This window comes from Salinibacterium sp. ZJ70 (assembly GCF_011751865.2).
In the GTDB taxonomy this organism is placed as follows: domain Bacteria; phylum Actinomycetota; class Actinomycetes; order Actinomycetales; family Microbacteriaceae; genus Homoserinibacter.
In genome coordinates, this window is record NZ_CP061770.1 from 1,488,282 (window position 1) to 1,510,321 (window position 22,040).

The 22,040-nt window shown below is 70.0% G+C and carries 22 protein-coding genes; all 22 read right to left on the reverse strand.

All coding sequences use genetic code 11. From position 1 onward, the window contains the following. Position 1 precedes the first annotated feature (1 nt). From HCR12_RS07020 to pyrR, 22 genes are read right to left on the reverse strand one after another with little or no spacing between them, the layout of a single operon-like run. Positions 2–1,534 carry an anthranilate synthase component I gene (locus HCR12_RS07020; protein ID WP_224763300.1) on the reverse strand — a complete coding sequence of 511 codons (1,533 nt, stop codon included), beginning with the start codon at positions 1,532–1,534 and terminating at the stop codon, positions 2–4. Position 1,535: 1 nt separating this feature from the next. Then, positions 1,536–1,895 carry a phosphoribosyl-AMP cyclohydrolase gene (hisI, locus tag HCR12_RS07025; protein WP_166864467.1) on the reverse strand — a complete coding sequence of 120 codons (360 nt, stop codon included), beginning with the start codon at positions 1,893–1,895 and terminating at the stop codon, positions 1,536–1,538. Then, positions 1,892–2,653, reverse strand: a complete 762-nt coding sequence (gene hisF, locus HCR12_RS07030) for an imidazole glycerol phosphate synthase subunit HisF (RefSeq protein WP_166864471.1) — start codon at positions 2,651–2,653, stop codon at positions 1,892–1,894. Before hisF ends, hisI begins: the two co-directional genes overlap by 4 nt. After that, complete coding sequence (gene hisG / locus HCR12_RS07035; protein WP_166864474.1) at positions 2,653–3,492, reverse strand: ATP phosphoribosyltransferase; 840 nt, start codon at positions 3,490–3,492, stop codon at positions 2,653–2,655. The genes hisF and hisG overlap by 1 nt, the downstream gene beginning before the upstream one ends. Before the next feature lie 45 nt (positions 3,493–3,537). Next, complete coding sequence (locus HCR12_RS07040) at positions 3,538–3,801, reverse strand: phosphoribosyl-ATP diphosphatase (RefSeq protein ID WP_166864478.1); 264 nt, start codon at positions 3,799–3,801, stop codon at positions 3,538–3,540. A gap of 28 nt (positions 3,802–3,829) precedes the next feature. Then, positions 3,830–4,198 carry an FKBP-type peptidyl-prolyl cis-trans isomerase gene (locus HCR12_RS07045; RefSeq protein WP_166864481.1) on the reverse strand — a complete coding sequence of 123 codons (369 nt, stop codon included), beginning with the start codon at positions 4,196–4,198 and terminating at the stop codon, positions 3,830–3,832. After that, positions 4,195–4,722 (reverse strand): GNAT family N-acetyltransferase, encoded by a 528-nt coding sequence (locus HCR12_RS07050; RefSeq protein WP_370589299.1) that lies wholly within the window; start codon positions 4,720–4,722, stop codon positions 4,195–4,197. Before HCR12_RS07050 ends, HCR12_RS07045 begins: the two co-directional genes overlap by 4 nt. A gap of 7 nt (positions 4,723–4,729) precedes the next feature. Beyond that, positions 4,730–5,398, reverse strand: coding sequence for a ribulose-phosphate 3-epimerase (gene rpe / locus HCR12_RS07055; protein ID WP_166864487.1), 669 nt, complete (start codon positions 5,396–5,398; stop codon positions 4,730–4,732). Beyond that, positions 5,395–6,774 (reverse strand): RsmB/NOP family class I SAM-dependent RNA methyltransferase, encoded by a 1,380-nt coding sequence (locus HCR12_RS07060; protein ID WP_166864490.1) that lies wholly within the window; start codon positions 6,772–6,774, stop codon positions 5,395–5,397. Before HCR12_RS07060 ends, rpe begins: the two co-directional genes overlap by 4 nt. Beyond that, entirely contained in the window at positions 6,771–7,691 is a 921-nt protein-coding gene (gene fmt / locus HCR12_RS07065) for a methionyl-tRNA formyltransferase (protein ID WP_166864494.1), read from the reverse strand. The genes HCR12_RS07060 and fmt overlap by 4 nt, the downstream gene beginning before the upstream one ends. Before the next feature lie 35 nt (positions 7,692–7,726). Next, entirely contained in the window at positions 7,727–9,718 is a 1,992-nt protein-coding gene (locus HCR12_RS07070) for a primosomal protein N' family DNA-binding protein (RefSeq protein WP_191412316.1), read from the reverse strand. Positions 9,719–9,720: 2 nt separating this feature from the next. After that, positions 9,721–10,917, reverse strand: coding sequence for a methionine adenosyltransferase (metK, locus tag HCR12_RS07075; protein WP_166864499.1), 1,197 nt, complete (start codon positions 10,915–10,917; stop codon positions 9,721–9,723). 34 nt (positions 10,918–10,951) lie between these two features. Then, positions 10,952–12,142 (reverse strand): bifunctional phosphopantothenoylcysteine decarboxylase/phosphopantothenate--cysteine ligase CoaBC, encoded by a 1,191-nt coding sequence (gene coaBC / locus HCR12_RS07080; RefSeq protein WP_224763301.1) that lies wholly within the window; start codon positions 12,140–12,142, stop codon positions 10,952–10,954. Positions 12,143–12,166: 24 nt separating this feature from the next. Next, positions 12,167–12,421, reverse strand: a complete 255-nt coding sequence (rpoZ, locus tag HCR12_RS07085; RefSeq protein ID WP_166864504.1) for a DNA-directed RNA polymerase subunit omega — start codon at positions 12,419–12,421, stop codon at positions 12,167–12,169. Then, a complete protein-coding gene (gene gmk / locus HCR12_RS07090) occupies positions 12,414–13,337 on the reverse strand; it encodes a guanylate kinase (RefSeq protein ID WP_166867218.1) in 924 nt (307 codons plus the stop codon). The genes rpoZ and gmk overlap by 8 nt, the downstream gene beginning before the upstream one ends. A 2-nt stretch (positions 13,338–13,339) precedes the next feature. After that, on the reverse strand, positions 13,340–14,158 hold the full coding sequence (gene pyrF / locus HCR12_RS07095; protein ID WP_166864506.1) for an orotidine-5'-phosphate decarboxylase: 819 nt from the start codon (positions 14,156–14,158) through the stop codon (positions 13,340–13,342). After that, entirely contained in the window at positions 14,155–17,451 is a 3,297-nt protein-coding gene (carB, locus tag HCR12_RS07100) for a carbamoyl-phosphate synthase large subunit (protein WP_166864510.1), read from the reverse strand. Before carB ends, pyrF begins: the two co-directional genes overlap by 4 nt. Then, a complete protein-coding gene (gene carA / locus HCR12_RS07105) occupies positions 17,451–18,596 on the reverse strand; it encodes a glutamine-hydrolyzing carbamoyl-phosphate synthase small subunit (RefSeq protein ID WP_166864513.1) in 1,146 nt (381 codons plus the stop codon). Before carA ends, carB begins: the two co-directional genes overlap by 1 nt. Further along, on the reverse strand, positions 18,593–19,141 hold the full coding sequence (locus tag HCR12_RS07110) for a PH-like domain-containing protein (RefSeq protein WP_166864516.1): 549 nt from the start codon (positions 19,139–19,141) through the stop codon (positions 18,593–18,595). The genes carA and HCR12_RS07110 overlap by 4 nt, the downstream gene beginning before the upstream one ends. Next, positions 19,134–20,474 carry a dihydroorotase gene (locus HCR12_RS07115; protein WP_166864519.1) on the reverse strand — a complete coding sequence of 447 codons (1,341 nt, stop codon included), beginning with the start codon at positions 20,472–20,474 and terminating at the stop codon, positions 19,134–19,136. The genes HCR12_RS07110 and HCR12_RS07115 overlap by 8 nt, the downstream gene beginning before the upstream one ends. Then, positions 20,471–21,430 (reverse strand): aspartate carbamoyltransferase catalytic subunit, encoded by a 960-nt coding sequence (locus HCR12_RS07120; RefSeq protein WP_166864522.1) that lies wholly within the window; start codon positions 21,428–21,430, stop codon positions 20,471–20,473. The genes HCR12_RS07115 and HCR12_RS07120 overlap by 4 nt, the downstream gene beginning before the upstream one ends. Next, positions 21,427–21,963: a bifunctional pyr operon transcriptional regulator/uracil phosphoribosyltransferase PyrR gene (gene pyrR, locus HCR12_RS07125; protein WP_166864526.1), complete on the reverse strand. Its 537-nt coding sequence runs from the start codon at positions 21,961–21,963 to the stop codon at positions 21,427–21,429. Before pyrR ends, HCR12_RS07120 begins: the two co-directional genes overlap by 4 nt. Positions 21,964–22,040: the final 77 nt, after the last annotated feature.

The following is a 22,040-nucleotide window of genomic DNA, read 5'->3' on the forward strand; positions in this document are numbered from 1 at the left end:
CTCAGCCGATCCTCCGCATGGCGTTCGCCACCGCGACAGCGCGCAGCGGGGCGGCCGCCTTGTTGTGGGCCTCCTGGTGCTCGCTCTCGGGGTCGGAATCAGCCACGAGTCCCGCACCCGCCTGCACGTAGGCGGTGTCGCCGATGAGGGTCGCCGTGCGGATGGCGATCGCGAGGTCGGCGTCGCCCGCGAGGTCGAAGTAGCCCACGACTCCCCCGTACACGCCGCGCTGCGCGAGCTCCAGCTCGTCGATGATCTCGAGCGCGCGGGGCTTCGGCGCACCCGAGAGGGTGCCAGCCGGGAAGGTGGCCCGGAAGGCGTCGACCGAGGTGGCACCGGGGCGCAGATCGCCCTCGACGCTCGAGACGAGGTGCATGATGTGGCTGAAGCGCTCCACCTGCATGAACTCGGTCACCTCGACGCTGCCCGCGGTGCACACGCGCGACAGGTCGTTGCGGGCGAGGTCGACGAGCATGAGGTGCTCGGCGCGCTCCTTCGGGTCGGCGAGAAGCTCCTCGGCGAGCTCGATGTCGCGTTCCGGCGATGCGCCGCGCGGGCGGGAACCGGCGATCGGGTGCGTGAAGACGCGGCCCTGCTGCACCTTGACGAGCGCCTCAGGCGACGACCCGACGATCGCGTACGGCGATCCCTCGGGCGTCTCGAGGCTCAGCAGGTACATGTACGGGCTCGGGTTGAGGATGCGCAGCACCCGGTAGACGTCGAGCGGATCGGCGGTGAGCTCGTGCTCGAAGCGCTGCGAGATGACCACCTGGAAGACGTCGCCATCGCGGATGAACTCCTTCGAGCGCACCACGGCGTCTTTGAAGTCCTGCGGTTCGGTGCGCGGACGCGGCTGCGCCGCGATTCCGAGGTCGACCTCCGCGAGGCGCGCCGGCGACGGCTGCGCGAGAGCGGCCTGCAGCGCGTCGAGGCGCGCCTGGGCGTCATCCCATGCCTCGTCGGCGGACTGCACGCCATCGTTCAGCACGGAGGCGATCAGGGTTGCGGTGCCCGTGCGGTGATCGAGCGCGACGAGCTCCGACACGAACGAGAGCGCCTGGCCGGGAACCGGAACCTCCGCGGGAGGCACCGCGGGAAGGTTCTCGAGCTGACGCACCGCCTCCCAGCCGATGAAGCCGACGAGACCGCCCGTGAGCGGCGGGTGGCCCTCGCGCTTGGGGGTGCTCCAGCGCTCGTAGAGGCGTGCGACGGCCTCGAGGGGTGCGCTGGGCGCATCCGGTCCGAGCGCGCGTTCGGCGTCGAGCCCGTAGTCGATCCAGACGGCGCGGTCGCCGTCGGCATCCCGCACCTGGGTGAGCACACCGCGCGAGCCGACGCCCACGAAGGACCACCGCGACCAGATGCCGCCCTGCTCAGCCGATTCGAGCAGGAACGTGCCGGGGCGCGCATCCGCGACCTTCCGGTACACGCCGACGGGCGTCTCGCCGTCCGCGAAGAGCTCTCGAAGCACCGGGACGACGCGGTGACCCGCGGCGACGGCTGCGTCGAACTCGGCGCGCGGGGTGGTGGTCACGTCAGTCCTCCTCCGGGTTCCCGATGACGGGATCGAGCTGGTCGGCGTCGAAGCAGGTGCGATCGCCGGTGTGGCAGGCCGCGCCGATCTGCTCGACGCGAACGAGAAGCGTATCGCCGTCGCAGTCGAGTGCGGCGGACTTCACGTACTGCCGGTGGCCCGAGGTGTCGCCCTTGCGCCAGAACTCCTGCCGGCTGCGCGACCAGAAGGTCACCCGCCCCTCGGTGAGGGTGCGGCGCAGGGCCTCGGCATTCATGTACCCGAGCATGAGCACGTCGCCGGTGGCGTCGTCCTGGATGATCGCAGGAAGCAGGCCGTCGGCGGCGAACGTCGTGCGCGAGAGGATGTCGTCGACGTTCATCGGACCGGGATACCTTCGGATGCGAGGGCCGCCTTCACGTCGCCCACGGTGAGCTCGCCGTTGTGGAACACCGACGCTGCGAGAACGGCATCGGCGCCCGCGCGCACGGCAGGCGCGAAGTCGCGGGCCGCGCCCGCTCCCCCGCTCGCGATCACCGGAACGCTCGACAGCTCGCGCATGGCGCGCACGAGCTCCAGATCGAAGCCCTCCTTGGTGCCGTCGGCGTCGATCGAGTTGACGAGCAGCTCGCCCGCTCCGCGTTCGATCGCCTCACGCGCCCATTCGAGGGCGTCCCGGTCGGTCTCGGTGCGGCCACCGTGGGTCGTCACGACGAAGCCCGATGGTGTGCGCTCCGACCGCTTGACGTCGAGTGAGAGCACGCACACCTGCGAGCCGAAGCGGTCGGCGATCTCGCCGATGAGCTCGGGCCGCGCGATCGCCGCCGAGTTGACGCCGATCTTGTCGGCGCCGACACCCAGCAGTCGTGCGACATCCTCGGGGCTGCGCACGCCGCCTCCGACGGTGAGCGGGATGAACACATGCTCCGCCGTCTTCGTCACAGTGTCGTACATGGTGGCGCGGTCCTCGACCGTCGCCGTGACGTCGAGGAAGGTGATCTCGTCGGCGCCCTGCTCGAAGTACTTCGCGGCGAGCTCGACGGGGTCGCCCGCATCGCGGAGACCCTGGAACTTGACACCCTTCACGACTCGGCCGGCGGCCACGTCGAGACAGGGGATGACGCGGACGACGACGCTCATCAGATCCTCGCCGCGTGGATGGCGGTCACGAGGATCGCGCGCGCGCCGAGGGCGTAGAGGTCGTCCATCACCTGGTTCATGTCGCCACGGGGAACCATGACGCGCACGGCGACCCAGCCGCTGTCGCGCAGCGGCGAGACGGTCGGCGACTCGAGGCCGCCGGCGATCTTCGACGCCTCGTCGACGAGGTCAGCGGGCAGGTCGTAGTCGATGAGCACGAACTGACGCGCCACCATGACGCCCTGGATGCGACGACGCAGGGTCTCGATGCCCTCGATGCCTTCGCGCGCGGCGATCATCACGGCGGTCGACTGCAGGATGACGGGGCCGAAGATCTCGAGGCCCTGCTTCTTGAGCGTGGAGCCGGTCTCGACGACGTCGGCCACCGCATCCGCGACACCCAGACGCACCGCCGACTCGACCGCGCCATCGAGGCGCACGACCGTGGCGTTCACGCCGTTCGCCTCGAGGAAGTCGCGCACGAGCGCGTCGTAGCTCGTCGCGACGCGGCGACCCTCGAGATCCTGGAGCGTCTCGAACTCGCCGATCGGTCCCGCGAAGCGGAACGTCGACGCGCCGAAGTCGAGCGCATCGACCTCGATCGCCGGCGAGTGCGAGTCGAGCAGCAGGTCGCGGCCCGTGATGCCGACATCCAGGGCACCGGATCCGACGTAGGTCGCGATGTCGCGCGGGCGCAGGTAGAAGAACTCGACGTCGTTCCGAAGGTCGGAGACGATGAGCTCCTTCTGGTCGCGCCGGGTGGCGTAACCGGCCTCGCGGAGCATCTCGACGGCAGTCTCGGACAGCGTGCCCTTGTTGGGCACGGCGATTCTCAGCATGGTGGGACTTTCTGTTTGCGAACTCATGGCTGGGGGGTCATGGGTTCACAGATGTCGGTACACGTCCTGCAGGGTGAGACCCTTCGCAAGCATGAGCACCTGGAGGTGGTAGAGCAGCTGCGAGATCTCCTCGGCCGCTTCGGCATCCGACTGGTACTCGGCTGCCATCCAGACCTCAGCCGCCTCTTCGACGATCTTCTTGCCGATGGCGTGCACGCCCGCGTCGAGCTCCTGCACAGTGCGCGAGCCCTCAGGGCGCGCGACGGCCTTGGAGCTGAGCTCCTCGAAGAGGGCGTCGAAGGTCTTCACCTGTCAAGGTTACCGGGCGCGGGCCCGGTTACTTGACGTCGAGCAGGTCGATCACGAAGACGAGCGTGCGTCCGCCGAGTCGGTGACCGGAACCCGCGGGACCGTACGCCATGGCGGGCGGGCACACGAGCTGGCGACGACCGCCGACCTTCATGCCGGGGATGCCCTCCTGCCAGCCCTTGATGAGGCCCGACAGCGGGAACTGGATCGACGCGCCGCGGTCCCAGCTCGCGTCGAACTGCTCGCCGGTCTCGAAGTCGACGCCCACGTAGTGCACATCGACGGTCGCGCCGGGGTACGCCTCGGCGCCGGTGCCGACCTCGAGGTCGGTGATGACGAGGTCGGTGGGGGCTTCGCCCTCGATGAAATCGATCTCGGGCTTCGTCTTGTCAGTCATTGGTCCAGTCTCTCAGATGGGGCCGCCGGCTGCGCCGCGCGGACCATCCGGCAGATCACGAACTCGCTGATGGTGCGCGTCGGACGCTCGAAGCCGTCACGCCGGAAGCCGTTCCGTTCGTAGAAGGCGATCGCTCGGGCATTGTCACGCAGTACCCAGAGCACCAGCGGGCCTTCTCCTCGGACCGCATCGAACAGTCGCTGACCGACGCCCGAGCCGTGCAGAGCCGCGTCGACGTAGAGCGCCTTCAGCTGACGGGGCGCGAACGGACGATCCTCCTCGGAGGATTCCCCCACCCACGCGAATCCGACGATGCGGGAGTCGTGCTCGGCGACCCGGATGATGTCGTGGTGCTCCGCGCCGAGGGCGGCGCGCCACATGTCGCGGCGGGCGTCGAGATGCGCCTCTGAGAAGAAATCCGGCGGAAGCAGGTGAGCGTACGTCTGGCGCCAGGTCTCGACGTGCAGCTCGGCGAGCTCATCAGCGTCGCGAGGCGCAGCTGGTCGAACGGCGCCGGTCGTCATCATCGCCTCAGTGCGCGTGCGCGCCGAGTGCGGCGTCGCGGAGGCCCGTGATCGCGGCGTCGATGTCGGCGGCGCCGTAGACGGCGGAGCCTGCGACGAAGGTGTCCGCGCCCGCTTCGGCCGCGATCGCAATCGTGTCGAGGGCGATGCCGCCGTCCACCTGCAGCCACAGGTCGATGCCGTGGCGCTCGGACGCGGCGCGCAGGGTGCGCAGCTTCGGCATCATGTCGGGCATGAAGCTCTGGCCGCCGAATCCGGGCTCGACCGTCATCACGAGCACCTGATCGAACTCGGGAAGCAGGTCGAGGTAGGGCTCCACCGCGGTACCGGGCTTGAACGCGATCGACGCGCGCGACCCGATCGCGCGGATGCGGCGGGCGAGAGCGACGGGATTCTCGGTCGCCTCGGCGTGGAACGTCACCGAGAACGCACCCAGCTCTGCGTAGCCCGGGGCCCAGCGGTCGGCATCCGAGATCATCAGGTGCACGTCCAGCGGGATCGGCGAGACGCGCTGCACCGCCTCGACCATCTGGGGGCCGAACGTGAGGTTCGGCACGAAGTGGTTGTCCATGACGTCGACATGCACCCCGTCCGCGTTCCGGATGCGCTCCACCTCGGCCTGCATGTTCGCGAAGTCGGCGGACAGGATGCTCGGCTGGATGCGGGCGGTGGTCATGCCTCCACCGTAGTGAGGAGCTGGATGAACATCGCATCCGTTCCGTTGCGATGCGGCCACAGCTGGGCCGACTCCCCCGGGGCGAGCTGGAGTGGAGCGATCGCCACCCGCGAGAGCACCTCGGGTGTGTCGATGCGGCGCAGCTGCGGGTGGCGCTCGAGAGCGGCCTCCACCTGCGCGTGCGTCTCGTCCGGATGCGGCGAGCACGTCACATAGGCGAGGACGCCACCCGGCGCGAGAGCGGCGACCGCGGCGTCGATGAGCTGCGTCTGCAGCGCGACCAGGTCCGCCAGATCGGCGGCGGATTTGCGCCACCGCGCCTCAGGCCGGCGCCGCAGAGCCCCGAGCCCCGTGCACGGCGCATCGAGCAGGATGCGGTCGAAGCGCGCAGGCTCGTCGCCGAAGCGGCGACCGTCGCCCTCCACGACGACGGGTGCATCCGGACCATCGCCGAACACGGCGAGAGCGTTGCGCACGAGACCTGCGCGGGCGGGGACGACCTCGTTGGCCGTCAGGTGCGCGCCTCCGAGGTGTGCTTCGGCGGCGAGCAGGGCGGCCTTGCCCCCCGGGCCCGCGCACACGTCGAGCCACGACTCCCCCGCGGCGACGGGGCGCACACGGGTCAGCGCGAGAGCGGCGAGCTGCGAGCCCTCATCCTGCACCCGCACCCGACCGGCGGCGACCTCGGCGATGCGCGCAGGGTCGCCGCCCGTGGAGGCGAGTGCGACGGGAGACAGATGGCCCGGCTCGAACGTCTCGCCCGCGGCGAGCTCCGCGGCATCCGCGAAGCCCGGGAGTGCCGCGAAGGCGACACGGGGGGCGACGTTGTCGGCGGCGAGGAGCGCCTCGAGCTCATCGCCCGCGCCCTCCTGCTCGAGCGACGCGCGCAGTGCGCCGACGACCCAGGTCGGGTGGGCGTGCTCGACCGCGAGCCGCGCATCCCCCGAGAGCCCCTCGAGCGCGCGCTCGCGCCACGTGTCGGCATCCGACCGCGAGATGGTGCGGAGCACGCCGTTCACAAACCCGGCGGCCGAGCCCACGCGGGCCTTCTTCACGAGTTCCACAGCCTCCGACAGAACGGCGTGCGGGGCGACGCGCATGCCGAGCAGCTGGTGGGTGCTCATCCGCAGCACGCTGCGCACGGGTGCATCGAGCTTGGTGATCGGGCGCTTCGTCACGAGTTCGAGGATGCGGTCGTAGTAGCCCTGCATCCGCAGCGTGCCGTACACGATCTCGGTGGCGAAGCCGGCGTCGGCGCCGTCGAGCTTCGCGTCGCGGATGCGCACCGGCAGCAGGAGGTTCGCGTACGCGTCGCTCTCCTGAACAGCGTTCAGGACGTCGAAGGCCACCCGACGCGCGGGCTGGATGCGACTCATGCGAACACCGTCGCCTCGGCCGTGCGCCCACGCCACCAGTCGGCGGCATTCATCGCCTTCTTGCCAGCCGGCTGCACCTGGATCAGCTCGAGCGGCACGTCCCCCGTGCCGACATGCACCGCCCTGCCTCGGAGCGCGAGCACGCCGGGGGCAAGCGTGGGCGCATCGTGCGCGATCGCCGCCTCATGGATCTTGAAGCGCTCGCCATCGAGCAGCGTCGTGGCACCCGGCTCGGGCGTGACGCCCCGCATCCGGGCGAACACCTCGGAGGCCGGGCGCGTCCAATCGATCCGGCCGTCCTCGAGAGCGAGCTTCGGCGCGAGCGTCACCTCGCCGTCCTGCTCCGTCGATTCCGCTGTGCCTGCGGCGATGTCATCGACGACGCGCGCAAGCAGCTGCGCACCCGAGACGCTCAGCTGCTCGAGCAGGTGGCCTGCCGTCTGAAGGGCGCCGATGGGCGTCGCCTCCATCGCGAAGACGGGGCCCGCATCCAGCTCCTCCACGAGCTGGAACACGGCGGCACCCGACTCGGCGTCGCCGGCGATGATCGCCCGCTGCACGGGGGCGGCGCCGCGCCAGCGCGGAAGGAGCGAGAAGTGCAGGTTGATCCATCCGTGCTCGGGCGCGGAGAGGATCGGCTCCCGGATGAGGCCGCCGTACGCGACGACGACACCGAGATCCGCGTTCAGTGCGAGGAGCTCGTCTGCCACCGTCGACAGCCGGTTGGCCTTGATGACGGGCACCCCCGCCTCGTCGGCGAGATCGGCGACCGGCGTCTGCGTGAGCACGCGCTTGCGCCCCTGAGGGGCGTCCTCGCGTGTGACGACCGCCACGACCTCGTGCGGTCCGTCGAGAAGGGCGCGCAGGCTCGGGACAGCCGCGGAAGGACTCCCGGCGAAGACGATGCGAAGGGGCATCCTTCGATTCTGCCCTGCCCGCGCGGTTGAGACTGTCAGCCCTCTTCGAACGGCTCGGGATCGTCGAAGCGCGCACGCAGCGGCAGCACCTGGCGACCTTCGCGTTTCATGCCCGGCACGGGCTTGCGCCGGTTCGCGGCCTGCTTGATGATCTCGCCGCGCACGGCGCGAGCCACCGCGGCACCTGCGCCGTAGTCGAAGCGGATGATCGCGCGGGCTCTGCCCTCGACGACCCGCTCACCGAGCATCTGCGCCTCAGGAGGCAGAGCCTCACGCGCCGCGGCGACGGCGTCGGGGAACCCATCGAGCGTCGCCACCCGCACCGCAGGTGGGAACGAAAGCGCCCGGCGGTCCTCGAGCTCGGCACGCGCGAAGGCGACGACGTTGCCCGTTCCGAGAGCCGTGGCCAGGCGGCCGCCGACGCCCACGAGCATCACCTTCGCGTCGTCGGATGCGAGAGCCGCGGCGTCGGACCACCACCGCACGCAGTCCTCCGCGATGCGCAGCGTCTCGCGCGCCACCATCCGCTCGCCGTCGAGCAGCAGCACCGCGCGATAGCCGCCCGCTGCGATCGGCTCGGCACCGCGCGTTGCGACGACCAGCGCGGGCCGCGCGTCGACCTCGAGGATGCGGCGCTCACCGTCGGCGATCACGATGCGCGCGCCGGGGAAGGCGCGTCCGAGCTCATCTGCGGTGCGTACGGTGCCCGACCCCACCCGCGCGAGCTTCGACGAGCTGCAATCGGCGCAGCGGAAGGAGCGCTCGGGGACGCCGCACCACAGACACTCGGGCAGCGCCCCCTGCCGCGGCTGCCGCAGCGGGCCCGTGCATCGGCGGCAGCGTGCCGCCATCCCGCACTCGCCGCATTTGAGACCCGGCGAGTATCCCGGCCGCGCCACCTGCACGAGCACGGGGCCCTTCTTCACCGCCTCGGCGGCCTCTCGCCAGGCCATGCTCGGGATGCGCGCGTACTGGTCGGCTTCGGAGGTGTTGGCGTGCGCCGTGGCGACGACGCGCGGATGCCGAGGCCGCCTCGGTGCGAGCTCGGTGAGCCAGCCGAGCTCGACGAGCCTCTGCACCTCGGTGGTGCGGGTGTGCCCGGCGAAGACGAGGGCGCACCCCTGCTGCTCGCGGCGCACGAGGGCCGCGTCGCGAGCGTGCACGTAGGGCGCGAGAGGCTCCGACAGCAGCGGATCGCCGTCGTTCCAGATCGCGAGCAGGCCCAGGTTCGCGGAGGGCGCGTAGACGGCGGACCGGTTGCCGAGGATCACGACCGGCTGCTCCCCCATCGCCCGCAGCATGCCGCGGTAGCGCTCGGGATCGGGCTGGGAGGCGTCGATGCGCACGATGCGGTCAGCAGGCAGGATCGATGCGAGCACCGCCTCGACCTGTCGGGCGTCGCGGTGGTCGGGCACGACGAGAATCGCGGACGCTCCCCCGTGCACGGTGCGCGCGGCGAGTTGGCCGAGGGTGCGTGCCCAGCGCCCGACCCACACGTCGCCCACCTGCACGACCCCCGAATCGACCGACAGGGCCGAGCGCCCGCCCGCGAGCAGCGCGGCGATCGCGTCGGCGTCGTAGCCGTCGACGTCGGGCGCGTCGCCTGTGAGGGGCGCCGGGCCGAGCTTGCCGGCCTCGCGAGCCGCGAGCCAGGACTTCTCGACGCGCACCTGCCGCTTCGGGATCGCAAGTCGCAGCACGTCGATCGCGGAACCCGCGGCGCGGTCGGCGACGGCACGCGCCAGACGCCAGACCTCGGGACGCAGCACCTCGACCGTCGAGACGAGCGCATCGATGTCGGACAGAGGCCCGGGGAACTCCTGCTGCTCGGCGAGCTCCACGACGAAGCCCTGCGTCATCCGCTGCGCGCTGCGCAGAGGCACCGACACGCGCACACCCGGCACGACGCCCTGCATCCCCTCCGGGATGCGGTAGTCGAGCAGACGGTCGAGCTGCGGGAGCGGCGTCTCGAGGATGACGCGCGCGATCGTCGGCGGCTCAGCGCGCGAAGCGTCAGCCGCCTCCACGATCACAGTCCGGCAGCGCTGCGCAGATCGTCGACGCGGTCGGTGCGCTCCCACGTGAAATCGGGGAGCTCACGGCCGAAGTGACCGTAGGCAGCCGTCTGCGCGTAGATCGGCCGCAGCAGATCGAGGTCGCGGATGATCGCTGCGGGACGCAGATCGAACACCTCGCGGATCGCGCGCGTGATGTCCTCATCGGGGATGACTCCCGTGCCGAACGTCTCCACGTAGAGTCCGACGGGCGCCGCCTTGCCGATGGCATAGGCAACCTGCACCTCGAGGCGCTCAGCGAGGCCCGCGGCGACAGCGTTCTTCGCCACCCAGCGCATCGCGTAGGCCGCCGAGCGATCGACCTTCGACGGGTCTTTGCCCGAGAAGGCGCCGCCGCCGTGGCGCGAAGCTCCGCCGTAGGTGTCGACGATGATCTTGCGGCCCGTGAGGCCGGCATCGCCCTGCGGTCCGCCGATCTCGAAACGGCCGGTGGGGTTGATGTAGCGCTCGGCGTCGCGCCAGGGAAGATCGACGCGTTCGAGGACGGGCTCGACCACGAGTTCGAAGAGCTCGCGGCGGATCTGCTCGTTGGTGACCTTCGGCGAGTGCTGAGCTGACATGACGACGGTCTCGATCGTCTTCGGCGTGACGCCGTCGTAGCCGACCGTCACCTGCGTCTTGCCGTCGGGACGCAGGTAGTCCACGATCTCCTGGTGACGCACCTCGCTGAGGCGCTCGGCGAGGCGGTGCGCGAGCCAGATGGGAAGCGGCATGAGCTCGGGCGTCTCGCGGGTCGCGTAGCCGAACATGATGCCCTGGTCGCCGGCGCCCTGCTTGTCGAGGTCGTCGATGCTCGTGCCCTCGCGGGTCTCGAACGCAGAGTCGACGCCCTGTGCGATGTCGGGCGACTGGCCGCCGATCGACACCGAGACGCCGCAGGAGCGCCCGTCGAACCAGACATCCGAGGAGTCGTAGCCGATATCGGTGATGCACTTGCGCACGATCTGCGGGATCTCGACATAGCCGCTCGTGGTGACCTCACCAGCGACGTGCACGAGTCCGGTGGTCACGAGAGTCTCGACCGCGACGCGTGCGCGAGGGTCGACCCTGAGGATCGCATCGAGGATCGAGTCGCTCACCTGGTCGCAGAGCTTGTCCGGGTGCCCCTCGGTGACGGATTCGGAGGTGAAGAGACGCAGAGAAGTGCTCACGGACAGCCTGTTTCAGTGTTTCGGAGGGGGTGGGTCAGCGGACGACGTCGAGGATCGCATGGGCGACCTCGAGCTTCGTACCCCGGGACTCGGTCACTATATCGCCCGCCTGCGACAGGATGACGATGCTGTTGCTCTCGGTTGCGAAGCCCTCGCTCCAGCCGACCCTGTTGAGGACGAGAAGGTCGCAGCCCTTGCGCGCGATCTTGGCGCGGCCGAGGGCGATGAGGGTGTCGTCGTCGGGCTCGGTCTCGGCGGCGAAGCCGATCACCAGCTGCTCGCGCGGGCGCGCCGCGGCGAGCTCGGCGAGGATGTCGGGGTTCTTCACGAGACGAAGCACGAGCTCGTCGCCCTGCGTCTCCTTCTTGATCTTGGCGTCCGCGACGGTCTCGGGACGGTAGTCCGCGACAGCCGCGGCCATGATGACGATGTCGGCAGAGGCGGCCTCGTCGCGCATCGCATCACGGAGCTGCGCGGCGGTCTCGACCTGGCGGAGCGTGACCCCCAACGGGGCGGGCACCTCGAGGTGCGCCGCGACGAGGACGACATCGGCGCCTCGAGCGGCAGCTGCCTGCGCGAGTGCGACGCCCTGCTTGCCGCTCGAACGATTGCCGAGGAACCGCACGGGGTCGAGCGGCTCGCGGGTGCCGCCGGCGCTCACGACGATCCGCCGACCGACGAGGTCCCGCGGTCCGACGAGGGCGAGAGCCGCCTGCGCGATCTCGACGGGCTCGGCCATGCGGCCCACACCCGAATCGGTGCCGGTCAGCTGGCCCGAGGCGGGGCCGACGATGTGGACGCCGCGTGAACGGAGCGTCTCGATGTTGTGCTGCGTCGCCGGGTTCTGCCACATCTCGGTGTGCATCGCCGGCGCGACCACGAGAGGCGCCTCGGAGGCGAGGATCGTCGTGCCGAGCAGGTCGTCGGAGAGGCCCGCGGTGATCTTCGCGAGCGTGTTGGCGGTCGCCGGAGCGACCACGATCAGGTCGGCGGACTGGCCGAGTGCGACGTGGCGCACCTCGGCGACACCCTCGAAGAGCTCCGTCTGGACCGGGTTGCGGCTGATCGCCTCGAGCGTCGGACGACCGACGAACTCGAGCGCCGACCGCGTCGCGACCACATGCACGTCGTGTCCGCGGCGAACGAACTCGCGCACGACGCCGACAGCCTTATACGCAGCGATGCCGCCGGCGATGCCGACGACGATGCGCAACGCGTCACCCATGGGCGCGACGACGATCGAGAGGGATCAGTCGGCGAGAGGCGCGAGGACGAGCTTGTCCTCGTTGATCTCGTGGAGCGCGACCGACAGCGGCTTGTCGTCGATCGTCGAGTCGACGAGCGGGCCGACGTTGTCGAAGAGCGAGCCCTCGTGCAGGTCGGCGTAGTAGTCGTTGATCTGGCGAGCGCGCTTCGACGCGAAGATCACGAGCTGGTACTTCGAGTCGACACGCGACAGCAGTTCGTCGATCGGCGGGTCGATGATTCCCTTGTTATCAGCCATTGGGGAGCTCCTCACGTTCGCGTGCGCGCGGAATCGTTCCGGGCACTGCCAGCAATTCTACGACGTCCTGCGCCGCTCGGCTGACTTCATGGTTGACGATCTTCACATCGAACTCGTCCTGGGCGGCGAGTTCGACCTTCGCGGTCTCGAGACGGCGGGTCTGTTCGGCGGGCGATTCGGTGCCGCGGCCGGTCAGCCGGCGCACGAGCTCCTCCCACGACGGGGGCAGCAGGAACACCAGAAGCGCCTCCGGCATCGCCTTCTTGACGGCGCGAGCGCCCTGCAGGTCGATCTCGAGCAGCACGCTGCGGCCCTCGCGGATCGCGGCATCGATCGGCGGACGCGGGGTGCCGTAGCGGGAGGCGTTGTGCACGGTCGCCCACTCGAGGAACTCCCCCGCCTCGACCATCCGATCGAACTCGGCGTCGGAGAGGAAGTAGTAGTGCTTGCCGTCGATCTCGCCCGGACGCGGCGCGCGCGTCGTCGCCGAGATGCTGAGGTGCACGTCGGGGTAGTTGTCACGGATATAGGCCGAGACGGTGCCCTTGCCGACCGCGGTCGGCCCGGCGAGCACGACGAGGCGGCTCTCGGAGCGGCGCGCGGCGCCTTCGCGCGCGGTGAGCCAGGCGTCGAGCTTGACGCGCTGGCGCGCACCGAGCCCGCCGACGCGCTTCGCCTCGGCGATCCCGAGCTCATCCATGATGCGGGCGACACGCGTGGGGCCGATGCCCGGGATGCTCGTGAGCAGCTCGCGCACGCGCAGGGTGCCTTCGGGAGACGACGGGTCGGCCCACGCGGCGTGAGCGACATCGAGTGCGCGGCGCTCGCGCTTGTGCACGGACGCCTTCACAGCAGCCCGCGCGCGGCGCGCGGCCACGGCGGCACGCCCTGCGGCAGCGCGATCGACCTCCGGCATCGTCACTTCGCCCACGTTGCCACCTCGTCATTCGCCTGCGCGATCGCCTGGGCGATGCCGTCGGGGCCGGCACTCAGGATGCTGCGCGACACGGATGCGAGCACTCCCCCGATGGCCGAGCCGAAGAGCGCGGGGCCATCCGCGAGCACGGCACCCTGCGCCCCGAACCCGGGCGCGAGGATGATGAGGTTCTGCAGCTGCTCGGCACTGAGTCCGAGTTCGGAGAACGAGATCGTGGCGCCGACGACGACGCCTGCCGTTCCGGAGCGCTCCGAGGCCTGGCGCACGATCGACGCCGCGATGGTCTCGCCCGAGCCGTCGCGCTGCGCCTGAATGGCCGCGCTCTCCGGGTTCGAGGTCGCCGCGAGCACGAAGACGCCCTTATCGACTGCCTCCGCACGTGCGAGCACGCCGTCGAGCGAGCCGAAGCCCTGATAGGCGACGGCCGTCATCGCGTCGGCCTCGAGCGAGCCGCCGGGCGTGAGCCACGCCTCGCCGTACGCGTCCACCGTCGATCCGACGTCGCCGCGCTTCGCATCGGCGATCACGAGGAGGTCCGCCGCTCGAGCCGCGGCGAGAACCTCCTCGAGAGCCGCATAGCCGGCCGCGCCGTGGCGCTCGAAGAACGCCACCTGCGGCTTGACGACCGCGACGCGACCCGAGGCCGCATCGACGACGCGCAGACCGAACTCCCGCACGCCTGCCGCGTCATCCGTCAGCCCCCACTCCGCGAGCAGGGGGCTGTGCGGATCGATGCCGACGCACAGCGGACCGCGCTCCGCAATCGCGGCGCGGATCCGATCAGCGAACCCGTTCGTCATCCGGCCGCTCGCACGCGTGCGGCGCGGTCGGCGGCGTAATCCTGGAGGCTGCGGACGCTCACCGGCTGGTTGCGTGACTCAAGCGATCCCACGGCCGCGCCGAGCAGGGCGATGGTCGTGAAGAGCGGCTTGTCGGCGGCAACGGTCGCGGTGCGGATCTCGAGGCCGTCAGCGCGCGCGCTGCGACCGCTCGGCGTGTTCACGACGATGTCGATCTTCCCGGCGTTGATGAGGTCGACGACCGTCTCCTCGCCGCCCTGACCCATCGAGAACTTCTGCACCGTGGCGACGCGGATGCCGTTGCGGGCGAGCACCTCGGCGGTGCCCTCCGTGGCGACGATGTCGAAGCCGAGCTGCTGCAGACGCAGCACCGGGAGCACGATCGCGCGCTTGTCGCGGTCGGCGACCGATACGAACACCGTTCCCGAGTCCGGGAGTCCGCCGTAGGCGGCATCCTGGCTCTTGGCGAAGGCACGCGGGAAGTTCGCGTCGATGCCCATGACCTCGCCGGTGGAGCGCATCTCCGGGCCGAGCACCGAGTCGACGACGTGACCGTCGGTCGTGCGGAAGCGCTTGAACGGCAGCACGGCCTCCTTGACGGAGACGGGGGCGTCGAGCGGCACGTTCGCGCCGTCCTGCTCCGGGAGCAGGCCCGAGGCGACGAGCTCGTCGATCGAGCTGCCGGTCATGATGAGCGACGCCGCCTTCGCGAGCGGGATGCCGAGCGCCTTCGAGACGAACGGCACCGTGCGCGAGGCGCGGGGGTTCGCTTCGAGCACGTAGAGCACGCCCGCGCCGATCGCGAACTGCACGTTGAGGAGCCCCCGCACGCCGATGCCCTCGGCGATCTTGCCGGTCGCGTCGACGACGCGATCGAGAACCGCGCGGCCGAGCGTCACGGGCGGGAGGGTGCAGGCGGAGTCGCCCGAGTGGACGCCCGCCTCCTCGAGGTGCTCCATGATGCCGCCCACGTAGAGACGCTCGCCGTCGTAGAGCGCGTCGACGTCGATCTCGACCGCGTCATCCAGGAAGCGGTCGACGAGCAGCGGCGACTCGGGCGCGATGATCGCCTGATCCTTCATGCGCTCGAAGTAGTCGCGCACGCTCGGGGTGTCGTAGATGATCTCCATGCCGCGTCCGCCGAGCACGTAGCTCGGACGCACGAGCACCGGGTATCCGATGCCCTCGGCGATCTCGACCGCGCTCTCGACATCGACGGCGGTGCCGTTGCGCGGCGCGGACAGCTGCGCACGGTCGAGGATCTCGGAGAACAGCCCGCGCTCCTCGGCGAGGTCGATCGCGCTCGGGCTGGTGCCGAGGATCGGGATGCCCGCCGCCTCGAGGCCCTTGGCGAGACCGAGGGCTGTCTGGCCGCCGAGCTGCACGACGACGCCCACGAGCTCACCCGACTGGGATTCGGCGTGGATGACCTCGAGCACGTCTTCGAGCGTGAGCGGCTCGAAGTAGAGACGGTCGCTCGTGTCGTAGTCGGTGGAGACCGTCTCGGGGTTGCAGTTGATCATGATCGTCTCGAAGCCCGCGTCGTGCAGGGCGAACGAGGCGTGCACGCAGGAGTAGTCGAACTCGACGCCCTGACCGATGCGGTTGGGGCCGGAGCCGAGGATGACGACCTTGCGCTTGTCGCTCGGGGCGACCTCGGTCTCGAGGTCGTAGCTCGAGTAGTGGTACGGCGTGAGGGCAGGGAACTCGCCCGCGCACGTGTCGACCGTCTTGAAGACGGGGCGCACGCCCGCGGCCCAGCGCTGCTCGCGCACATCCTGCTCGGCGAGGCCGCGCAGCTCGGCGATCTGCGCATCCGAGAAGCCGTGATCCTTCGCGAGGCGGAAGAGCGACTCGTCGAGCACGTCGGCGGCCGCGATCTGGTCTGCAACCTCGTTGATGAGCACGATCTGGTCGATGAACCAGGGGTCGATCTTGGTGGCTTCGAAGACCTCCTCGACGGTGGCCCCCAGGCGCAGCGCCTGCTGCACGCTGATGATGCGGCCGTCGGTGGGCGTCTTCGAGATCTCGAGGAGCTCCTCCTTCGAGTGCGTCTGCTCGCCCCAGTGGAAGCTCGATCCGCGCTTCTCGAGCGAACGGAGCGCCTTCTGCAGCGCGGTCGAGTAGTTGCGGCCGATCGCCATCGCCTCGCCGACCGACTTCATGGTGGTCGTGAGGGTGGCATCCGCGGACGGGAACTTCTCGAACGCGAAGCGCGGAACCTTGACGACGATGTAGTCGAGGGTCGGCTCGAACGAGGCCGGGGTGACCTTCGTGATGTCGTTGGGGATCTCGTCGAGGCGGTAGCCGATCGCGAGCTTCGCGGCGATCTTCGCGATCGGGAAGCCCGTGGCCTTCGACGCGAGCGCCGACGAACGCGACACGCGCGGGTTCATCTCGATGACGATGACGCGACCGTCTGCGGGGTCGATGGCGAACTGGATGTTGCAGCCGCCGGTGTCGACACCCACGCGGCGGATGATGTCGATGCCGATGTCGCGCAGGTTCTGGAACTCGCGGTCGGTGAGGGTGAGCGCCGGCGCGACGGTGATGGAGTCGCCCGTGTGCACGCCGACGGGGTCGACGTTCTCGATCGAGCAGACGACGACCGTGTTGTCGGACGTGTCGCGCATGAGCTCGAGCTCGTACTCCTTCCAGCCGAGGATGGACTCCTCGAGGAGCACCTCGGTGGTGGGCGACTGGTGCAGGCCGTCACTGACCATGCGCACGAGCTCGTCCTGCGTGTACGCGAAGCCGGAACCCAGGCCGCCCATCGTGAAGGAGGGTCGCACCACGAGCGGCAGACCGAGATCCTCGGCGGCCTCGAGGGCCTCCTCGAGCGTGTGCACGACGTACGACTTGGCGACGTCGGCGCCCGCCTCGAGCACGAGATCCTTGAAGAGCTGGCGGTCTTCGCCCTTCTTGATGGCTTCGACCTTCGCGCCGATGAGCTCCACGCCGTGCTTGGCGAGGATGCCGGCTTCGTCGAGAGCGATCGCGGCGTTGAGGGCCGTCTGACCACCGAGGGTCGGCAGGATCGCGTCCGGCTTCTCCTTGATGATGATCGCTTCGAGGATCTCGTTCGTGATCGGCTCGATGTAGGTCGCGTCGGCGAAGTCGGGGTCGGTCATGATCGTGGCCGGGTTCGGGTTCACGAGGATGACGCGCACTCCTTCGCTGCGCAGAACGCGGCACGCCTGGGTGCCGGAGTAGTCGAATTCGGCGGCCTGTCCGATGACGATCGGGCCGGACCCGATGACGAGGACGCTGTTGATGTCGGGGCGCTTAGGCACTAGTCGTTCTTCTTCGCGATGTCAGCCGCGACCATGTCGCGGAACCGGTCGAACAGGTAGTTGGCGTCGCGGGGTCCCGCGGCGGCTTCGGGGTGGTACTGCACGGAGAACGCCGGGATGTCGAGCGCACGCAGGCCCTCGACGACGTTGTCGTTGAGTCCCACGTGGCTCACCTCGAGACGACCGTAGCCGTGAGGGCTGTCGATGATCCCCTCGGTCGGCGCGTCGACGGCGAAGCCGTGGTTGTGGGCCGTGATCTCGACGCGGCCCGTCGACTTGTCGAGCACCGGCTGGTTGATGCCGCGGTGGCCGAACGGCAGCTTGTAGGTGCCGAGGCCGAGCGCACGACCGAGCAGCTGGTTGCCGAAGCAGATGCCGAAGAACGGCAGCTTCTCATCCAGCACACCGCGCAGCAGCTCGACGTGTCCGTCGCTTGCCGCAGGGTCGCCCGGTCCGTTCGAGTAGAAGACGGCGACGGGCTCGATCGCGAGGATCTGCTCGAGCGTGACGTCCTGCGGGAGCACGTGCACCTCGAATCCGCGGTCGGCGAGGTTGTCGACCGTGGACTGCTTGACGCCGAGGTCGAGCACGGCGAGGTTGCCGAGTCGCTCGCCGCGGGCCGGAGTCACCGTGGCGATGTCGACCGACACCTGCGAGGAGAGGTTCTGTCCGGCCATGGATGCGGCCGCGCGCACGATCTCGAGCTGCTCGTCGGCGGAGAGCGCCGCGTCCTCACCCGAGAAGATGCCGGCGCGCATCGATCCGGCGTCGCGCAGGCGGCGCGTCACCGCGCGGGTGTCGATGCCGCTGATGCCGACGACGCCGTTGCGCTCGAGGTCGTCATCGAGCGATCCGGTCGCACGGAAGTTGGAGACGACGCGGCTGGGGTCGCGGACGACATAGCCTGCCACCCAGATGCGACGCGACTCCGGGTCTTCGTCGTTGACGCCGGTGTTGCCGATGTGGGGCGCCGTCATGACGACGATCTGCCCGGCGTAGCTGGGGTCGGTGAGGGTCTCCTGGTAGCCGGTCATGCCGGTGGCGAAGACGGCCTCGCCGAGGGTGCGCCCGCGCGCGCCGTAGGCACGTCCCGTGTAGCGGGTCCCGTCCTCCAGGACGAGGACGGCTGCGTCGGTCTGGGTCATTCTGAAGCCTTCTCTGCAGGGTTTGCGGTGGATGCCTCCGCTTCGGCGCGCGCGGCGGCGAGAGCGGTCGGCGAGAGTGCGGTGAGCGCGTCGAGGAGCACCTGAGGGTCGTCGCCGCGGAAGTAGCTGTCGACGAGGGTCTCCCCCAGCGTCCAGCGCACGAACACGAGCTGCCCGTCGCCGACGCTCTTGTCGATCGTCCACGACGCGAGTCCGACACCGGAGATGTCGTCGGTCGGGATGAACGCGGGCACGTTGCCCGCGAGGGTCAGAACGAGGCCGCCGCGCGTGAGCTCGAGGAGAGCCTTGGCGCGGAATCCGAGCCCACCCACGACCACGCGCTCGAGCGGGTTGTCGGCGAGGGTCGTCGCCACATAGAGGGCCTTCTCGGTGCGCAGCACATCGCCGACCTCAGCGGGAGCGACCGGGACGACATCGAGGTGCACCTGTCGCTTGCGGCGGTTGCGCCATCCGAGCCACATGAAGGCGAGCGCGATCAGCAGCATGCCGCCGATCACGAACGCGGGCCAGAAACGGTCAAGCATGAGAGACCTCCTCAGCGGGTCGGAGCTCGCCGTCGAGCACGGTGGGCACGCCGCCGTGGATCGTGGCGACGACTCGGCCGGGAAGCTCCCGGCCGAAGAACGGGGAATTGACGCCCTTGCCCTTGAGGTGGGCGACATCGAAGATGCTCGACGCCGACGGGTCGATGAGCGTCAGGTGTGCGGGGCTGCCGACCTCGAAGGGCGCGTCGTAGCCGTCGAGGCGGCCGATCTCGGCGGGCGTGCGCGACAGCACACGCGCCACGTCAGCCCATCCGATGAGCCCCGTGTCGACCATCGAGGCCTGCACGACCGAGAGCGCGCTCTCGAGGCCGACCATCCCGAACGACGCCTCCTGCCACGCGCACTCCTTCGTCTCGACGGGGTGCGGAGCGTGGTCGGTCGCGACGATGTCGATCGTGCCGTCGGCGAGGGCGGCGCGCAGGGCGAGCACATCCTCATCGCGACGCAGCGGCGGGTTGACCTTGAAGCGCGCGTCATACCCGCGCGTGTACGGCCCCACCCCGCCGGAGTCGGCGATGAGCTGCTCGGTGAGGAGGAGGTGGTGAGGGGTGACCTCGGCCGTCACGGCGATGCCGCGGGCCTTCGCCCAGCGGATCACCTCGACACTGCCGGCGGTCGAGAGGTGGCAGATGTGCAGACGAGCGCCCACGGCATCCGCGAGCAGCACGTCGCGCGCGATGATCGACTCCTCAGCGACCGCGGGCCAGCCCGCGAGGCCGAGCTCGGACGCGAGCGCGCCCTCGTTCATCTGCGCACCCTCGGTGAGACGCGGGTCCTGGGCGTGCTGGGCGATGACGCCGTCGAACGTCGAGACGTACTCGAGCGCGCGGCGCATGAGCTGCGAGTCGTGCACGCACTTGCCGTCGTCGCTGAAGACGCGCACCTGTGCGCGCGACGTCGCCATCGCGCCGATCTCGGAGAGACGCTCGCCGGCGAGCCCGACGGTCACCGCGCCGATCGGGCGCACCGTCGCATACCCGTACTGCGCACCGAGCGAGGCGACCTGCTCGACCACGCCCGCGGTGTCGGCGACCGGCGACGTGTTCGCCATCGCGAAGACCGCCGTGAAGCCGCCCGCCGCGGCGGCGCGGGTGCCCGTGAGCACCGTCTCGCTGGCTTCGAAGCCGGGTTCGCGCAGGTGCGTGTGCAGGTCGACGAGACCCGGGAGCGCGACGAGGCCGTCGGCGTCGATGCGCTGGGCGCCGCTCGCCGAGAGTCCCGTTCCCCGCTCGGCGATCCGGCCGTCTGCGACGACGAAGTCGGTCGTCGTGCCGTCGGGGAGGCGCGCTCCCGTGATGAGCAGGTTCGTCATTCCGCAGCCTCCCGCGGGTTTCCACCTGAGAGCACGAGGTAGAGCACCGCCATTCGAATCGACACCCCGTTGGTGACCTGGTCGAGCACGACCGCCTGAGGCGAGTCCGCCGCCGATGCCGCGATCTCGAGTCCGCGGTTCATGGGTCCGGGGTGCATGACAATCGTATCCGTGCCGAGGCGGCGGAACCTGTCGTCGCCGAGACCCCACTGGTTCGAATACTCCCGCTCGTGCGGGAAGAACGCGGCGTGCATGCGCTCCTGCTGCACGCGCAGCATCATGAGCACATCCGGCTGGGCGTCGATCGCGGCATCGAAGTCGCTGCCGAACTCGACCGGCCAGGTCTCGACGCCCACCGGGAGCAGCGTGCGCGGCCCCACCAGGCGCACGTTCGCGCCCAGGGTCGTGAGCAGCCAGACGTTCGCGCGGGCGACGCGCGAGTGCAGGATGTCGCCCACGATCGTCACGTTGAGACCGTCGAGGCCTCGTCCGCGCGAGTCGGCCCCGAAGAGCTTCTTGCGCATCGTGAACGCGTCGAGCAGGGCCTGCGTGGGGTGCTGGTGGGTGCCGTCGCCCGCGTTGACGATCGCTGCGTCGATCCAGCCCGCCTCCGCGAGCAGCTGCGGGGCACCCGATGCGGAGTGCCGCACGACGACGGCGTCCACGCCCATCGCGGCGATCGTCTGCGCGGTGTCCTTGAGGCTCTCGCCCTTCGAGACGGAGGAGCCCTTCGCGCTGAAGGTGATGACGTCGGCCGAGAGGCGCTTCGCTGCCGCCTCGAAGCTCAGTCGCGTGCGCGTCGAGTCCTCGAAGAACAGATTCGCGACCGTCTTGCCGCGCAGCGTCGGGAGCTTCGGAACGGCGCGCGTCGCGACGTCGGCCATGTCCTCAGCCACGTCGAGGATCTCGAGTGCCTGCGCGCGGCTCAGGTCGCCGGTGGAGAGCAGGTGCTTCATGCGCCGCCTTCGATCGAGACGGAATCCTCGCCGTCGCTCTCCGCAAGTCGCACGAAGATGCGCTCGGAGGACGCGGTGGGAAGATTCTTGCCGACGAAGTCGGCGCGGATCGGGAGCTCACGGTGGCCGCGGTCGACCAGCACAGCGAGCCGCACCGCACGCGGGCGCCCGAGGTCGCCGATGGCATCCAAGGCAGCTCGGATCGTGCGGCCCGAGTAGAGGACATCGTCCACGAGCACGACGGTCTTGCCGTCGATGCCGCCGGGCGGAAGCACCGTGGGGCTCGGGGTGCGCGTCGGGTGGCGATCCAGATCGTCGCGGTACATCGTCACGTCGAGCGTTCCCACGACACCGGAGCCCGGCTCGAACCCGTCGAGCAGCTCGCCGATGCGGTGGGCGAGAACCACGCCGCGCGTCGGGATCCCGAGGAGGACGAGATCCGAACCGCCTCGATTGGACTCGAGGATCTCGTGTGAGATGCGCGTCAGGGCGCGCGTGATGTCAGCCTGCTGCAGCACGACTCGTGCCGGCATCCTGACCTCCTTCCCCGCCTCACAGGACGGAATTTAAAGGTGGTCGTGAATCCGCTCCGGAATCGGAGCGCTCTGGG

Coding starts and splice junctions, on each gene's coding strand:
- hisI (WP_166864467.1), bottom strand. CDS start 1,895: ATGAACGTCGACGACATCCTCTCGCGCACGACGTTCGCCGCCGACGGC.
- hisF (WP_166864471.1), bottom strand. CDS start 2,653: ATGAGCGTCGTCGTCCGCGTCATCCCCTGTCTCGACGTGGCCGCCGGC.
- hisG (WP_166864474.1), bottom strand. CDS start 3,492: ATGCTGAGAATCGCCGTGCCCAACAAGGGCACGCTGTCCGAGACTGCC.
- HCR12_RS07045 (WP_166864481.1), bottom strand. CDS start 4,198: ATGACTGACAAGACGAAGCCCGAGATCGATTTCATCGAGGGCGAAGCC.
- HCR12_RS07050 (WP_370589299.1), bottom strand. CDS start 4,722: ATGACGACCGGCGCCGTTCGACCAGCTGCGCCTCGCGACGCTGATGAG.
- rpe (WP_166864487.1), bottom strand. CDS start 5,398: ATGACCACCGCCCGCATCCAGCCGAGCATCCTGTCCGCCGACTTCGCG.
- HCR12_RS07060 (WP_166864490.1), bottom strand. CDS start 6,774: ATGAGTCGCATCCAGCCCGCGCGTCGGGTGGCCTTCGACGTCCTGAAC.
- fmt (WP_166864494.1), bottom strand. CDS start 7,691: ATGCCCCTTCGCATCGTCTTCGCCGGGAGTCCTTCCGCGGCTGTCCCG.
- coaBC (WP_224763301.1), bottom strand. CDS start 12,142: ATGGGTGACGCGTTGCGCATCGTCGTCGGCATCGCCGGCGGCATCGCT.
- rpoZ (WP_166864504.1), bottom strand. CDS start 12,421: ATGGCTGATAACAAGGGAATCATCGACCCGCCGATCGACGAACTGCTG.
- gmk (WP_166867218.1), bottom strand. CDS start 13,337: ATGCCGGAGGTCGATCGCGCTGCCGCAGGGCGTGCCGCCGTGGCCGCG.
- pyrF (WP_166864506.1), bottom strand. CDS start 14,158: ATGACGAACGGGTTCGCTGATCGGATCCGCGCCGCGATTGCGGAGCGC.
- carA (WP_166864513.1), bottom strand. CDS start 18,596: ATGACCCAGACCGACGCAGCCGTCCTCGTCCTGGAGGACGGGACCCGC.
- HCR12_RS07110 (WP_166864516.1), bottom strand. CDS start 19,141: ATGCTTGACCGTTTCTGGCCCGCGTTCGTGATCGGCGGCATGCTGCTG.
- HCR12_RS07115 (WP_166864519.1), bottom strand. CDS start 20,474: ATGACGAACCTGCTCATCACGGGAGCGCGCCTCCCCGACGGCACGACG.
- HCR12_RS07120 (WP_166864522.1), bottom strand. CDS start 21,430: ATGAAGCACCTGCTCTCCACCGGCGACCTGAGCCGCGCGCAGGCACTC.
- pyrR (WP_166864526.1), bottom strand. CDS start 21,963: ATGCCGGCACGAGTCGTGCTGCAGCAGGCTGACATCACGCGCGCCCTG.